The organism is Chloroflexota bacterium, from assembly GCA_035652535.1.
Lineage (GTDB): Bacteria > Chloroflexota > UBA6077 > UBA6077 > SHYK01 > DASRDP01.
In genome coordinates this window covers 59,412-73,258 of sequence record DASRDP010000082.1, presented here as the reverse complement: position 1 = coordinate 73,258, position 13,847 = coordinate 59,412, and the positions used below count along the sequence as shown (strand labels likewise).

Below are 13,847 nucleotides of genomic sequence, written 5' to 3'. Positions count from 1 at the left end.
ATTATAAGCGCAGTCGCCGGACCCCCGCGTCTCAGGAGAGGGGGATCTCGACCTCCTCGTATTCGCGGTCGACTCTGTCGGCGGCGCGCACCCACATCCGCCCCTCGGATGGCGCGAAGACCGTGCTGTAGACGGTGCACGGGTTGAGGATCGTGCAGTACTCGTTGGCGTCCGGGCTCCAGCGGGTGATGTCCGTCAGGAACTCGCGCGCGCGGGCGGCGTCGAATCCGTTGGGGACCGCTGACCTGCACAAGTCGTGGAGGCGCATGAATCGCTGGCTGGAGCTGAAGAAGGGGGCCTTCGTGGACCGCGGGGCCAGGTCTGGATGGGCGAAGTGGTTCGTCGCCACGATCCAGTCGTGCTCTGGGTGGCGGACGGCCAGCCGGCGCGCAGTGAATTCCACGACGGCCGCGGCTCGGTCGCTGGCCGACCCGACCAGCACGTTGTTGCCCTGCGTCCGGCGAGTCCGTCGCATCAGGTCGACCGCTTCGTCCACCGTGGTCGCCTGCTCGACGATGCTCCGGTACAGAAATGGAGCGGGCGTGGCGAAGGGCGTGTTGCGCAACGTGGGCACGGATAGCGAGCCCACAACAACGCCGCGGCAGCTCATGGCGGTGACCGTGCCCACGAATCCGGGCCAGCCCACGGCCACGAAGCTCTGGCGATCCGTCGGAGCGAACTCTGTGACGGTCAGGTGCTCTTTCATGAACCGCGTGGCTGCCCAGGGGTCATCGCCGGCGGCGCTCTCGACAAAGTAATCGAGGTTGCGCCCGCACACGAGGGCGCCGCCGCTCGCGCCAGACGGCAACACCGCGAACGTCGAACAGCCGAGTCGACCGAAAAGCGTGCCGAGGAGACGAAGATTCGCCAGCACATCGTCGAAGGAATTGACGAGCACGATGTCGGCGTAGGGGACATCCGCCGCGTGGGCGACGCCCCGCATCTCTTCCCGGTATCGCGGAGCGATTTGGCTCGCCATAATCCCGGCGACCGTGCGCACGGCCCGACGGATCCCCCAGCCCGCGACGCCTGGCTGACCGTACAAGACGTGGTGGTACACCGCGTCGATGAGGCTCCGAATCTCATCGCGCAGAAGCTCTCCGTGCTGGAGACCCATCTCGCGCGGCGATCCAGCCACGCGAAGCTGGAGAAACCCATCGCGGCGCAGCGCCGTGTCGCTCGGCAGAATGGCCGAACGGCTGCTACGGTCCCGGCCGCCAACATCAAGCGTGGAGAATGGCGGATTCGATGTCTCCATGGCTTCTTGCAGCGTACCGCACAACACGAGAGCGCGACCAATTCATCCGCCTCGGCAACTCTGGAGTGAGCCCGTCTATCGCTCGGCCGTCGGTCGCGGGATGGCATCCCAGGCGGCGCGCGCCCGGCGGCGCAGGTCTTCCAGCGACCCGCTGTTGTCCAGCACCACGTCCGCCCGCCGCACCTTGTCCGACTCGGGGTTCTGCGCGTCCACGCGGCGTTCGGCCTCGTCGCGCGCCATGTGTCGAGTCTTCACCAGACGATTGATCCGCTCAGACCGGGGCGCGGTCACGACCCACACGGCATCGACGACGTCGACGAGTGGTCCTTCCAGGAGTTTGATCGCCTCAATTACGACCACCGGCGCGGCGCTCCGGGCGGCGCGTTCCAGGATCCGACGTCGTGTCGCGGGGTGAAGGATGGCTTCGAGGTCGGCGAGCGCCGATCTATCGGCGAAGACGATCCGCCCGAGGGCGGCGCGGTCGATGCTTCCATCGGGACGCTGCACTCCTGGCCCAAATCGCGCGACAACCGCCGAGCGCTCGGGATCCCCTTCCAACGTCTCGTGGGCCACGCGGTCGGCGTCGATGACTTCGGCTCCCCACTCCGCCAGCATGGCCGCGACGGCGCTCTTCCCGCTTGCGATGTTGCCGGTGAGCCCGATGACGAAATGCTCCAAGGCCGCGGCTCTCCTCTCAGGTGGTCCCGCCAGCGTCGGCGAGGTAGCGGAACACCGTGGTATAGTGCGTACACGGAACGTTATGGAAAACGGTAATGGTTCGTTTCAAGCCACTCAGTGACAACTCGATCCTGATCAAATCTCCGCGCGAGATCCAGATGATGCAGGAGTCCGGACGGCGGCTCCGCCTTCTGATGAAGGACCTCGTCGCCTTCGCCAAGCCGGGCGTGACGGCGAAGCAGATCGACGAGTACGCGGGGCAGAAGTGCCGCGAGTACGAGCTGAAATCCGGCGCGTACGGGTATGGTGACCCCTCAAATCGCTTCCCCGGCTACATTTGCGTATCCATTAATGAGGTCGTGGTACACGGGATCCCCGGGCCGCGCCGACTCAAGGACGGCGATATCGTCTCGCTGGACGTTGCGTGCAGCCACAAGGGGTATTTCGCCGATACCTGCGTCACGCTTCCCATGGGAACGATCAGTGAGGAGAAGCAGCACCTCCTCGAGGTGTGCCGCGACGCGCTGTACGCCGGCATTGCCGAGGCCAGGCCGGGGAATCGCCTTTCGGACGTGTCCCACGCGATCCAGGAGCACGCGGAAGCGCACGGGATGAACGTGGTGCGCGACTTCGTAGGCCACGGAATCGGCCGAGCAATGCACGAACCGCCTCAAGTGCCCCACTGGGGCCCGCCCGGCCGCGGGCCGCTCCTTCGCCCGGGTATGGTCATTTGCATCGAGCCGCAAATCACGCTGGGCTCACCCCAGGTCAAGTTCCTGCCCGATGGCTGGACGGCCGTTACGGTCGACGGCTCGCTCTCGGCGCACTTCGAGCACACGGTCGCGATCACCGAGAACGGACCCAAGGTCCTCACCGACTGGGGCCTGAACTAGCCAGGTCCGTGCGCCCGACGACAATCTGTTCAGACGGTAGGATGCGTCGCGCGTCATCGGGCGGTGTGTGCTTTAGTGCAATTCCCATGCGTGGATGCCATCAGCCTCGTGGGTGGGTTCCGAAAGAGCGGAGCCATACGCGGTGACGTTGAGCCCCGGTCCAGCGATTCTCCGAACCCGGCGGGAGGACGTACGATCGTCCTCATCTCTTGGATTTGGCGAGCTTCGAAGCACCGCGGGCCACGCGTGCGCAATGGATCGAGCTCCGCCAGCCACGTGTCCGAGCACTGCTGGTCGCGGCGCCAGCGCCGCCGGTGATGGGAAGAGGCCGGTCAGCTCGCAGCGGAGACGCGACTTCGCGATCGCCTCGTCACGGCCGCAACGGACGCCGCAATGACCGGGATGGCAAGAATTGCCCCGCGCAGTGCACTCGTGGCCCTGGGATCGGGCGGCCGGTCATGTTCCGCCCCTTCTGAGCCAGCGATCACCTGCCGCAGCAGACTGTCCGCGGCAGGAGAGACGGCAAACCACTGGTTCTGGAGCGCATTGCCACCGGCGTCGGCCAGGGCGCGCGCCACGCCGTCCTCCTGGACGAACGAGGTGCCGTCCCCGCCCGGATAGTACCGGAGCCGATCGAAGTAGCTCCCGGGCGTCCACGCCCGTGTGATCAGATACGAGGGGGACGGAGGCGATTTTCGTCCGCGAACCAGATACTGTCGCGAACCGTCGATGGCCGCCATCTGCCCATACGGGAAGGTGCCTTCGCGGTATGCTTTCTCAGTCATTTCGTCTGGGGGCCGCCATGCCGCACGCCTCGGGTCGCGCCATTGATGCCGACGGGCACATCTATGAGGACGTCGACGCGCTGAGGGAGCGCATCCGTCACTACGCTCCGGCGTACGACGGTCCGGCTGTCTACGGGATGTTCCCGTCTCTCGACGGATTTCCGCGTGGGGGTGGGCGCGGGAAGACCATCGCGACGAGCCCGGAGCGATGGCTCGAATTCCTCGATCGAGCCCACCTGGATGAGACCGTGCTGTACCCCACGGGCGGACTCTCCATCGGATTGGTGCAGAATCGCGAGTGGGCCACGGTGCTGGCGAAGGCCTACAACGACTGGATTTCCGACACGTACGTGCGCGCCTCGCCGCGCTTCCACAGCCTCGCGCTCCTACCCGTCCAGGACATCCCAGCCGCTGTGGACGAGCTGCGTCGAGCGGTCACCAAGCTTGGCCTCGCGGGAGGGCTCCTCCCCGCCGTCCACGTCGTGGGGCGGCCACTGGGCGACGAATGGTTCGATCCCATCTACGCCGAGGCGCAGCGGCTGGGGTGCGCCCTCGCTGTCCACGGCGCGCCCAGCCGCGGACTTGGATTTGATTATTTCGACAATATGATCAAGACCCACGCGCTCTCCCACCCCGTCTCACAGATCATTCAGCTCACGAGCTTTGTGCTGGATGGAGCGCTCGAGCGATTTCCCGATCTCCGCGTCGCGTTTCTCGAAGCGGGGTCGGGGTGGATGCTGTATATGATGGACCGCCTGGACTACGAGTGGGAGGGGGCGTACCGTGCGCAGGCTGAAGCCCGCGGCGTGCGCCGCGCACCGAGCGACTACATCGCCAGGGGAAACGTCTACGTCTCCTGCGAGCTCGATGAGGCGTCCTTGCCGCTGGTCGTTCAGCGATTTCCCGCTGGGCGTATCCTCTTTCCCTCCGACTATCCACACGAGAAGCCGGATTCTTCCATCATCCACGAGATCGACGAGTTCTGGGAGCGGACCGACCTGACGGAAGAGATGAAGCACAGCATCGCCGTCGACAGCGCAGTGTCCTTCTATCGACTCGACCCCCGCTAATCCGATGGCGGGGTCACAGGGGAGGTATGGGTGAATCGATCCGGAGTCCGATGGTCCGTCAACCGCGCAGGCGCCCTGGCCGTCGTCGCGCTGGCCCTGCTCGCATGCACACCGGCGAACCGCGCCGCCCCAACCGGATCGGCGGCCTCGCCGGCCCCGGCGAACGTCACTCCGAACCCGACGGCCGCGGCGGCCTTCTATCAGGGAAAGACCGTTCACCTGATTGTCGGGTTCACGGCTGGTGGCGGATTCGACACCCTTGGCCGCCTCGTTGCGCGCCACCTGGGCTCTCACATCCCGGGCAACCCGACGATCGTGGTCGACAACATGCCCGGTGCGAGCGGTCTGGTGGCTGCCAATTATGTCTATAGCGCGGCGCCGAAGGATGGGACGGTCATCGCCGTGTTCTCCGAGCCCGGGCTCCAGGGGCAGCTCCTCAAGGCGGACGGCGTGCAGTTCGACGCGCGCAATTTCAACTGGCTCGGCAGCACGCAGGTGCAGACGAATCTCTGTATCGCCCGGACGGACTCCGGTATCACCAATTTTCAGCAGCTACTGCAGCCGGGCGGGTCGCAGCTTATCGTCGGCACGACGGGGCCGGGGTCGAACATCCACGATTTCCCCGCCGCGCTCCGTGGGGCGCTGAACGCCAACTTCAAGCTGGTTTCTGGCTACCCCGGCACCGCGGACATCTCCCTGGCCGTCGAGAGTGGCGAGGTCCAGGGCATTTGCACACCGTGGGAATCGGTCAAAGTGAGTCGACCCCACTGGTTCGAGGGGAGCCCACCCTTCGCGACGATCCTCGTCCAGCAGGGGACCGAGCGCCATCCAGACCTGCCGAACGTGCCACTCGCCGAAGAGTTCGCCCAGAATGACGAGCAGCGCCAGGTGATCCGAGCCGCAACGAGCACCCTCGCCATGTCGAAGCCGCTCGTTGCGCCGCCGGGCGTTCCTCCGGAGCGGGTCGCCGCGCTGCGTCAGGCCTTCGTCGAGACGATGAAGGACCCCGAGCTGATCGCGGACGCTGAGCAGTCCAACATCGATCTGTCGGTGAAGTCGCCGGAGCAGGTCGAGAAGATCGTGGCGCAGGTCCTGGACTCCCCGCCGAACGTTGCCCAGCGGCTGAAGGAGTACCTGGAGGCGACGCAGTGACGGAGCCGCTCTCAGGGGGACCGATTGACGGTGCGAGAGCAGGATTTCTATAATTCAGAGTAAAATAGTCAACTTTCTCGGGGGTGGTTGTGCGCATCTCCATGCGCGCCGATTACGGCGCGCGCGCGATGATCGATCTCGCTCAGCATCAAGGGGGCGGGTTGGTCCAGACCGCTGAAATCGCGGCGCGTCAGCACATCCCCGAGTCGTACCTCGAGCAGCTCCTCGCCGCCTTGCGAAAGGCGGGTCTCGTTCGGAGCGTTCGCGGTCCGTCAGGGGGGCATGAGCTGGCGAGGGACCCGGCCGAGTTGTCGCTGGGGGACGTGCTGGACGTGCTGGAGGGGATCGCGACGCCAAGCTCCTGTATGGACGACACGGGATCCTGCACAGTCACCGGCGCGTGCGTGCTGCAGGACGTCTGGTGCGAGCTGGCCGAGAGCTACCAGCGGCTGGTCCACGGGATTACCATCGAGTCGCTGGCAGCACGGCAGGCAGAGCGCGAGTCGCGCAATATGTACTACATTTAGCCGCTGATTGAGCAGGAGCGAACGTGGCGAAGGGCGGCGAAACGGAACCGCGGGAGCGTCCCACGGTGGTGGAAGCGCGTCGACCGCTGGGTGAGCAAGGCGCAGACCGGTGCGATGCGGACCGACCGGGCGGGACGCCGCGCATTGCCGACAGCGTCCTCGACCTGATCGGCAACACTCCGTTGGTCCGCCTTCGGCGCATCCCGGGGGCTGAGTGCGCGACGGTCTACGCCAAGTTGGAGTCGATGAACCCGGCGGGAAGCGTGAAGGATCGCATTGCGTTGTCGATGGTGGAGGACGCGGAGCATTCGGGACAGCTCAAGCCGGGCGCGACAATCGTCGAGTCCACCAGTGGCAACACCGGGATCGGCCTCGCCATGGTGGCGGCGGCGAAGGGCTACCATCTGATCCTCACGATGCCCGACGACATGAGCACAGAGCGCCGAAAATTGCTGATGCGCTACGGGGCAGAGCTCATCCTGACTCCTCGCCTGGATGGGATGACGGGGGCGGTGCGAGCAGCCGAGGAGCTGTGCCGGAAGCACTCGGAGTACTTCATGCCGCGCCAGTTCGAAAATCCCGCGAATCCGGAGGTTCACCGTCGCACCACCGCCCGGGAGATCCTGGACAGCGTCGACGGCCCGATCGACGCTTTCGTGGCGGGCGTAGGGACGGGCGGGACGATTAGCGGCGTGGGCCAGGTGCTGAAGGCGGCACGGCCGGAGACGCGGATCGTGGCCGTCGAGCCCGCGTCGTCGCCGCTTCTGAGCGGCGGCCGGGCGCGGCCCCACGGAATTCAGGGCATCGGTGCGAGCTTCATCCCGCGGGTGTTGGACCGGTCGGTCATCGACCGAATCGTGACCGTTACGGACCAGGACGCGATGAACATGGCGCTCCGCCTGACGCGAGAAGAGGGACTGCTGGTCGGAATCTCCGCCGGCGCCAACGTGTACGCGGCGGTGCAAGAAGCGCAGGACCTGGGGCCCAACCACACGGTCGTGACCGTGCTGCCGGACACCGGCGAGCGGTACCTCAGCGTCGACTTTTAGGGGGCCCAGCGACTTGGCGCTGGGCCAGGAAGGAACAGAATAGATGGCTGTCGAGCTGCATGGAGCCGGGACGCGAACGCTGACGTTGGACCAGATTCGCCGCTACCAGCGGCAAATCATCATGCCGGAGGTCGGGAGCGTTGGCCAGCGCAAGCTGCTCGAGGCGAGCGTCCTGCTGATCGGCGCTGGTGGCCTCGGGTCGCCAGCCGCGCTGTACCTGGGCGCCGCGGGGGTTGGAACGCTGGGCATCGTCGATTTCGACGCGGTCGACCTGTCGAATCTCCATCGACAGGTGCTTCATGGCCACAGCGATGTGGGACGGCCAAAGGTCGAGTCCGCCGCCGACACGCTGCGCGAGATCAACCCTGATGTCAAGATCGCGGCGTTCAACGAGCCCATCACGTCCGACAATGCCTTTCGCATCATGGGTGACTTCGACATCGTGGTCAATGGCTCGGACAACTTCCCGACTCGGTACCTGGTCAATGACTCGTGCGTTTTTCTGAAGAAGCCCCTTGTCGATGGCAGCATCTTTCGGTTCGAAGGCCAGGCGACGACCTACCTACCCGGACGCGGCTGCTATCGGTGCGTATTTCCGGAGCCTCCGCCACCGGGCGCGGTCCCGAGCTGCGCCGACGCCGGCGTCCTGGGCGTTCTGCCGGGGATCGTCGGGTCGATCCAGGCGCTGGAGGCGATCAAGCTCATCCTGGGCCAGGGAGAGCCGCTGGTGAATCGCATGCTGATCTTCGATTCGCTGGAGATGGAGTTTCGCCAGGTGAAGCTCCGGCGCGATCCCAGCTGCCCGGTGTGCGGCGACGAGCCAACCATCACCGAGCTGATCGATTACGAGGCATTTTGCGGCGGCCCCGCGGCATCGGCGCTCAGCTGAGCCGGGAGGGCGCCCAAATCGCGGCCCGGCGAGAAAGCGCCATGCAAACGTGTCGCCGACCGTGGTGGCCAGTCCACCGGCAGTGAGGAGAGCGAGCCAATGAGTGTGGAAGTGCGTGTTCCCACGGTTCTGCGAAAGCACACCGGCGGGGCGCGAGTGGTGCAGTCCCAAGGATCGACCGTCGCGGCGGTGATCGACGATCTCGATCGTCAGTTCCCCGGCATCAAAGGCGAGCTGGTCAACGAAGCGGGCCAGATGCGCCAGTTCGTCAACGTCTACGTCAACGACGAGGACATTCGCTATCTCCAGCGGCTGGATACGACGGTCGCCGATGGCGATCAGGTGGCCATCCTTCCCGCCGTCGCGGGCGGCTGCTGAGAGGTTCCGATCATTCTGAAACCCAGCGGCTCCATTCTCGAGACCATCGGGCGGACGCCGATGGTCGAGCTGAAGCGGTTCTCGCCCAAGGAGGGCGTTCGGATCTTCGCGAAGCTCGAGGGGCACAACCCGACGGGCAGCGTGAAAGACCGCATTGCCCTCCGGATGGTGCAAGAGGCAGAGCGCCAGGGGCGGATTCAGCCGGGCGCCACCCTCATTGAGCCCACCAGTGGAAACACCGGCATCTCCCTCGCCATGGTGTGCCGCGTCCTCGGCTATCGGTTCATCGCGGTGATGCCCGAGAACGTGAGCGAGGAGCGACGTCACATTCTTCAGGCGTTTGGGTCCGAAGTGGTGCTCACCGACGGATCGCGCGGCTCGAACGGCGCCATCGAGGTCGCGCAGCGGATGGCGGCGGCCCAGCCCGAATACGTCATGCTTTACCAGTACGGCAATCCGGCAAACCCTCTGGCGCACTACGACACCACCGCGCCGGAGATTCTCGAAGCCGTTCCGACCGTGACGGCGTTCGTGGCGGGCCTCGGTACCGGCGGCACGTTGATGGGCGTGTCGCGCCGCCTCAAGGAGCACGACGAGCGCATCCAGGTGATCGCCGCGGAGCCGAACCTGGGAGACCTGGTCCAGGGGCTCCGCAATCTCGACGAGGGCTTCGTTCCCCCGATTCTCGACCTCGCGATGCTGGACCGAAAGATGGTCGTCTCCAGTGAGAGCGGGATTCGATTCACCAAGGAGTTGGTGGCGCGAGAGGGTATTTTCGCCGGCATCTCCTCGGGCGCGGCGCTCTCCTGCGCCGTCCGGGTCGGTCAGCGCCTCGACCGCGGCGACGTGGTCGTGCTGTTCGCCGATAGCGGATGGAAGTATTTGAGCACGCAGGTCTGGACCAAGGACGTCGAGCAGGCCAGCGTCGACCTCAGTACGCAGCTCCTCTGGTAGAGGCGTGGATGGTGCAGCTCAGCCAGGCCCAGATCGACGCCATCACGCGGCATGCGCAGGAGCAGCCCGATGAGGAAGTGTGCGGCGTGCTCGGGGGGCGCACGAATCGCGTGGAGTCGGTCCACCGTGCCCGCAACGTGGCGGAGATGCGGCGGACCCGATTCGAGATGGACTCGCGGGACATCTTCTCATCCATTCGGGCCATCGAGAGCGCCGGGATGGAGCTGATCGGCTTCTACCACTCCCATACACATACGCAGGCGTATCCGTCACCCACCGACGTCGCGATGTGGACCGCGACGTGGGGTACCGACGCGCTGTGCTTCATCTGCTCGCTCATGGAGCCGGACCGCCCCGTCCTGCGCGCATTTTGGATCGACGATGCGGGCTCCATCTCCGAAGAGCCGATCACCGTCGACGGCTGATCAGGCCCTATTCGGGGCTGATGAACTTCTCGATGGGATTCCAGCCCATCGCCTCGCAGCTCGGGAACGTCGGCGCACGCTGCACCAGGCAGTCGATGAACCACGATACCTGGGTCGTTGCCCGTGGATCGACCACGCCGAGACGAACGGCGAAGAGCGTGGGCTTGCCCGCCAGCGATGCCGGCGCTTCGCGGCTATTCGGCGGCACCTGGGTCACGAGCAGCTCGTAGTGGGCGCGGGCCGGCTCCGGTTGGTCGCGAAATTGCACGCGCCTTGTCGACGCGACGCGCCGCCCCGTCACCGACTGTTGGAACTCGGTCCAGCCCTGCTGGGTGAGCTGGCTCACGTAGAAGGCTTCGACCTGGTCGAAGGACTGCTCGGTCCCGTACCAGCCGAGGATGTAGGTGCCGTCCGTTCCGGTTGGATCGTACAGGCCGTTCATCTGTTCCGTGGGCGGCCCAGCGACCGCGTCGGGATACTCCGGGAGTGCGGAAAACCGGTGCCGGGTCTCGACCGCCGTAGCGTCCGCCCACAGTCGATGCACGACAGAGGGATAGGCGAGTACGCCGAATATCCCCGCGATCACCGCGAGCTTCACAAGCGCCGGCGCGTCATCAACCCAGCGCCCAATGCGCTTAAGCGGCGTTACGAACCCGAAAAAGTTCATAACTGCGCCCAACGTGGACACGAAAAGCAGACAGAGCAGACCTACGATTGACCAAAGCCAGAAATAGCTCGCAAAGATGCTCATCGAGACCAAGTATACTTCGAGGTGAAATGACTGCAAATATCCTGGTGGTCGACGACGATCCCAAGATCACCCAGCTTCTGAAGCGGGCTCTCAGCCTCGAAGGATACGCCGTCCAGACCGCGAGCTCCGGCGCCTCCGGGCTCGAAGAAGCGCGCGCTCGTCGTCCGGACCTCGTGGTTCTCGACATTCTCATGCCCGGCATGGATGGGCTCGAGGTCTGCCGTGAGCTCCGGAGCAGCGGCGACACGCCGGTGCTCCTCCTGACGGCGAAAGACGAAGTGGCTGATCGCGTCCGGGGTCTCGACAGCGGCGCGGACGACTACCTGGTCAAGCCGTTCGCCCTGGAAGAGCTGTTGGCGCGCATTCGTGCGCTGCTTCGTCGGCACGACGTGGCGGTCGGGGAGACGTTGCGGTTCGCCGACGTCGTGCTGGACCTGAGCTCGCGCACCGCGCGACGGGGGGATCGCGAGATCGTCCTTTCGACGACCGAGTTCGAGCTGCTTCACTATTTCATGAGCCATCCCCGCCGCGTGGTCTCGCGCGAGGCCATTCTTCAGGCGGTGTGGGGACCCGAGTTCGATCGCCCCACCAACGTGGTCGACGTCTACGTCGGCTACCTGCGCGCGAAGCTCGAGGGGCAGGGCGAGCAACGGCTGCTGCAAACGGTGCGCGGAGCCGGCTACGTCTTGCGAGAGCCGCGCTGACCATGCCGCTCCGCCTCCGGTTCGCCATCTGGAATGCCACGATTATCGTGGGCGCGATCTGCCTCCTCAGCGCACTCACCTACGCCCTCGAGGCACGCAGCCTCGCCGAAGACATCGACGAATCGCTGCAGTCGCAGGCGCACAACCTCACGACCGTGTACCAGGCGCGCGCGACGCTGCCGCCGCGCGCCCGCGAGCGCGTGGTGCCCCAGCCGAGCGTCTTCTCCGCGCCCGCGTTCTACGTCCAGATCCTCGACTCTGACGGGGGGATCGTCGAGCGCAGCGACTCGCTGGGGGATCGCCGTCTGCCGCTCCGGGCGACCACGCTGGCTCGGGCCCGCGATGGCGAGGACGTTTTCGAGACGATAAAGATCGAGGGTCAGAACGTCCGACTCTTTACGACGTCCCTGGATGAGGCGCAGGAGGAAGGGCTCGGATTCATCCAGGTCGCCCGGTCCCTCGAAGCGCCGGAGGACGCCCTCAGCTTCTTGCGCAGCACGCTCTTCGTGGCGGGCGCCGTGCTGCTGGTGATCTCCGTCGGGGTCGCTTGGCTCCTCGCAGGCATTTCGCTGCGGCCCATCGGCCGCATCACCCAGGCTGCCCGGGACATCGCCCTGTCGGGCCGCCTCGACCGCCGACTCCCGCCGGAGGGAAGTCGCGATGAGATCGCCCGGCTGGTCGACACCTTTAACCACATGATGAACCGCATCGACAGCGCCTTTGCGGCCCAGCGCCGATTCGTCGCCGACGCTTCCCACGAGCTGCGTACGCCGTTGACCACGATTCGCGGCAACCTCGAGCTGCTGCGGCGGAGCGGTGCAGTCGTCCGGCCAGAGATGGTCGACGCGCTGGACGACGTCACGGCCGAAGCGGCCCGAATGTCGCGCCTCGTGCACGGGCTCCTGGCGTTGGCGCGCGCCGACGCGGGTCAGGCGCTCGATCGGTCGCCGGTGAGGCTCGACGAGGTCCTCCGGACGGTCCATCGCGAGGCCCAGGCGCTGCCCCATCGGGTCGCCATCGAGCTGGACCGCGTGGATCCGGTGGAAGTGTTGGGCAACGCGGACGCGCTCAAGCAGCTCCTCCTGATTCTCGTGGAGAACAGTGTCAAGTACACAGAGGAAGGAGCGGTGGCCCTAAGCCTGATCCGCGAGGATGGGACCGCGGCGCTTCGCGTGCGCGATACGGGCTCCGGCATCGCGCCGGACGATCTCCCCCACATTTTCGAGCGCTTCTATCGGTCACCCACGAGCCGAGCCAGCGGCGGGACCGGCCTGGGGCTGGCGATCGCCCAGTGGATCGCTGCCGAGCACGATGCGACGATCAGTGTCGATACGCGGCTGGGCGAGGGAACCACGTTCTTGATCCGACTTGGCGCCATTTCGCTCCTGGCGCGAGCCGAGGGCGAGCAGGCGTCCGCCGGGCTCCCTCCCGAGAACGCGCGGCAACCGAGCCGGGCCCTTCACACGCCTTAGCAGGATCCCGTACAGCGCGCGAACGCGGCTCCTGGCGAGACATTCCACCAGCTCATCGTGAACGATTTTCGGCGTCGACTGAGGAACCCAGAGGGTCAACCGGGTTGGTCATGGCAGCCCCGGATGCGTTTGGGCTCGGAATGGGGGCGGCATTGGCCACGGCATTCGTGGACCGATAGCGCTGCCCGGGCGCCAGGTCTATCCACCCGGCCTCGGCGAAGTCGACCGGGACCATATCGACCCCCCAGGCGACGTCGTCCGGATCGTTTGGGTCCGGCCAGCACCCGAACGCATCACAATGCGATCCCACATCGTGCGCCCTCGACACCATGAAGTGCAGGTGAGGGCCAGGGCCGCTACAGTCCGCATTGCAGGTGTAGCCGGTCGATCCCTGCCTGGCGATCGGCGTCCCGTACCCGACGTCCTGCCCCACCGAGACGGTCGCGCTTCGGTACGCGATGTGCACGTACCACGAGTACTCGTTGGGGCCGTGCTTGATGACGATGGCATTGGCTTTGCGCCAGCACTCAGAGAGGCGCGGTGGATATTGACATCCAGCGTTGCTGCTCTGCTTCACGTACACCACGGTCCCCGGCTTCGCCGCGTACACGTCCCCGTCGTCCAGGATGAAGTCGACCTGATCGACGTGGTCGGTGCTCGCATTGTCGATCTGGGTCACGATGGCGGTGTCTCCGGCGCGCCAGGGGAGGTGGTAGCCGGTGAGCGGCGCTCCGGCGGCGGGCGACGGCTCGGGCGCGGGAGTGGCGGCAAGGCCGGCCGCAACGGACACCGGCCCGTGCGAAGCGGCCGGGAGCATACCCCGCACAACGAGCGGACGGGACCCAGAAGACGTGGCCGCGAA

Annotated in this window: 16 protein-coding genes; 11 read left to right on the top strand and 5 right to left on the bottom strand. The window is 66.0% G+C overall.

Going from position 1 to position 13,847, the window contains the following annotated elements; genetic code table 11:
* Positions 1 to 31 precede the first annotated feature (31 nt).
* Together VFC51_09080 and coaE are read right to left on the bottom strand one after the other, a co-directional pair.
* Positions 32 to 1,258, bottom strand: coding sequence for a C45 family peptidase (locus VFC51_09080; GenBank protein HZT07170.1), 1,227 nt, complete (start codon positions 1,256 to 1,258; stop codon positions 32 to 34).
* Between the two features lie 75 nt (positions 1,259 to 1,333).
* Positions 1,334 to 1,936 (bottom strand): dephospho-CoA kinase, encoded by a 603-nt coding sequence (coaE, locus tag VFC51_09075; GenBank protein ID HZT07169.1) that lies wholly within the window; start codon positions 1,934 to 1,936, stop codon positions 1,334 to 1,336.
* A gap of 95 nt (positions 1,937 to 2,031) precedes the next feature.
* On the opposite strand from coaE, the gene map reads away from it, so the two are divergent.
* Complete coding sequence (gene map, locus VFC51_09070; protein HZT07168.1) at positions 2,032 to 2,829, top strand: type I methionyl aminopeptidase; 798 nt, start codon at positions 2,032 to 2,034, stop codon at positions 2,827 to 2,829.
* Between the two features lie 332 nt (positions 2,830 to 3,161).
* Here map and VFC51_09065 read toward each other — a convergent pair whose 3' ends face one another.
* The gene (locus VFC51_09065; protein ID HZT07167.1) at positions 3,162 to 3,614 is read right to left on the bottom strand and encodes a hypothetical protein; all 453 of its coding nucleotides are present in this window, start codon (positions 3,612 to 3,614) and stop codon (positions 3,162 to 3,164) included.
* Between the two features lie 17 nt (positions 3,615 to 3,631).
* On the opposite strand from VFC51_09065, the gene VFC51_09060 reads away from it, so the two are divergent.
* The 8 genes from VFC51_09060 to VFC51_09025 all read left to right on the top strand — a co-directional run bounded on the left by VFC51_09060 (position 3,632) and on the right by VFC51_09025 (position 10,058).
* A complete protein-coding gene (locus VFC51_09060) occupies positions 3,632 to 4,684 on the top strand; it encodes an amidohydrolase family protein (GenBank protein ID HZT07166.1) in 1,053 nt (350 codons plus the stop codon).
* Positions 4,685 to 4,714: 30 nt separating this feature from the next.
* Complete coding sequence (locus VFC51_09055) at positions 4,715 to 5,836, top strand: tripartite tricarboxylate transporter substrate-binding protein (protein HZT07165.1); 1,122 nt, start codon at positions 4,715 to 4,717, stop codon at positions 5,834 to 5,836.
* A gap of 89 nt (positions 5,837 to 5,925) precedes the next feature.
* Positions 5,926 to 6,363 carry an RrF2 family transcriptional regulator gene (locus VFC51_09050; protein HZT07164.1) on the top strand — a complete coding sequence of 146 codons (438 nt, stop codon included), beginning with the start codon at positions 5,926 to 5,928 and terminating at the stop codon, positions 6,361 to 6,363.
* Between the two features lie 143 nt (positions 6,364 to 6,506).
* Entirely contained in the window at positions 6,507 to 7,412 is a 906-nt protein-coding gene (gene cysK / locus VFC51_09045; GenBank protein ID HZT07163.1) for a cysteine synthase A, read from the top strand.
* A 43-nt stretch (positions 7,413 to 7,455) separates the two neighbouring features.
* Positions 7,456 to 8,301, top strand: a complete 846-nt coding sequence (gene moeB, locus VFC51_09040) for a molybdopterin-synthase adenylyltransferase MoeB (protein ID HZT07162.1) — start codon at positions 7,456 to 7,458, stop codon at positions 8,299 to 8,301.
* A gap of 99 nt (positions 8,302 to 8,400) precedes the next feature.
* A complete protein-coding gene (locus tag VFC51_09035) occupies positions 8,401 to 8,679 on the top strand; it encodes a ubiquitin-like small modifier protein 1 (protein ID HZT07161.1) in 279 nt (92 codons plus the stop codon).
* 33 nt (positions 8,680 to 8,712) lie between these two features.
* Complete coding sequence (locus tag VFC51_09030; GenBank protein HZT07160.1) at positions 8,713 to 9,633, top strand: cysteine synthase family protein; 921 nt, start codon at positions 8,713 to 8,715, stop codon at positions 9,631 to 9,633.
* A gap of 8 nt (positions 9,634 to 9,641) precedes the next feature.
* A complete protein-coding gene (locus VFC51_09025; protein HZT07159.1) occupies positions 9,642 to 10,058 on the top strand; it encodes a M67 family metallopeptidase in 417 nt (138 codons plus the stop codon).
* 7 nt (positions 10,059 to 10,065) lie between these two features.
* Here VFC51_09025 and VFC51_09020 read toward each other — a convergent pair whose 3' ends face one another.
* A complete protein-coding gene (locus tag VFC51_09020; GenBank protein ID HZT07158.1) occupies positions 10,066 to 10,809 on the bottom strand; it encodes a hypothetical protein in 744 nt (247 codons plus the stop codon).
* Positions 10,810 to 10,835: 26 nt separating this feature from the next.
* Between VFC51_09020 and VFC51_09015 the strand changes: the two genes are divergently transcribed.
* Positions 10,836 to 11,513 (top strand): response regulator transcription factor, encoded by a 678-nt coding sequence (locus VFC51_09015; GenBank protein ID HZT07157.1) that lies wholly within the window; start codon positions 10,836 to 10,838, stop codon positions 11,511 to 11,513.
* A gap of 2 nt (positions 11,514 to 11,515) precedes the next feature.
* Positions 11,516 to 12,985, top strand: a complete 1,470-nt coding sequence (locus VFC51_09010) for a HAMP domain-containing sensor histidine kinase (GenBank protein ID HZT07156.1) — start codon at positions 11,516 to 11,518, stop codon at positions 12,983 to 12,985.
* Positions 12,986 to 13,037: 52 nt separating this feature from the next.
* Here the strand turns inward: VFC51_09010 and VFC51_09005 are convergent, their stop codons facing one another.
* Positions 13,038 to 13,775 carry a M23 family metallopeptidase gene (locus VFC51_09005; GenBank protein ID HZT07155.1) on the bottom strand — a complete coding sequence of 246 codons (738 nt, stop codon included), beginning with the start codon at positions 13,773 to 13,775 and terminating at the stop codon, positions 13,038 to 13,040.
* Positions 13,776 to 13,847 lie beyond the last annotated feature (72 nt).

Excerpts from the sequence above, each read along its gene's own strand:
- VFC51_09060 (HZT07166.1), top strand. The coding sequence starts at position 3,632 with ATGCCGCACGCCTCGGGTCGCGCCATTGATGCCGACGGGCACATCTAT.
- VFC51_09080 (HZT07170.1), bottom strand. The coding sequence starts at position 1,258 with ATGGAGACATCGAATCCGCCATTCTCCACGCTTGATGTTGGCGGCCGG.
- VFC51_09065 (HZT07167.1), bottom strand. The coding sequence starts at position 3,614 with ATGACTGAGAAAGCATACCGCGAAGGCACCTTCCCGTATGGGCAGATG.
- VFC51_09010 (HZT07156.1), top strand. The coding sequence starts at position 11,516 with ATGCCGCTCCGCCTCCGGTTCGCCATCTGGAATGCCACGATTATCGTG.
- VFC51_09035 (HZT07161.1), top strand. The coding sequence starts at position 8,401 with ATGAGTGTGGAAGTGCGTGTTCCCACGGTTCTGCGAAAGCACACCGGC.
- VFC51_09020 (HZT07158.1), bottom strand. The coding sequence starts at position 10,809 with ATGAGCATCTTTGCGAGCTATTTCTGGCTTTGGTCAATCGTAGGTCTG.
- VFC51_09015 (HZT07157.1), top strand. The coding sequence starts at position 10,836 with ATGACTGCAAATATCCTGGTGGTCGACGACGATCCCAAGATCACCCAG.
- map (HZT07168.1), top strand. The coding sequence starts at position 2,032 with ATGGTTCGTTTCAAGCCACTCAGTGACAACTCGATCCTGATCAAATCT.
- moeB (HZT07162.1), top strand. The coding sequence starts at position 7,456 with ATGGCTGTCGAGCTGCATGGAGCCGGGACGCGAACGCTGACGTTGGAC.
- VFC51_09025 (HZT07159.1), top strand. The coding sequence starts at position 9,642 with ATGGTGCAGCTCAGCCAGGCCCAGATCGACGCCATCACGCGGCATGCG.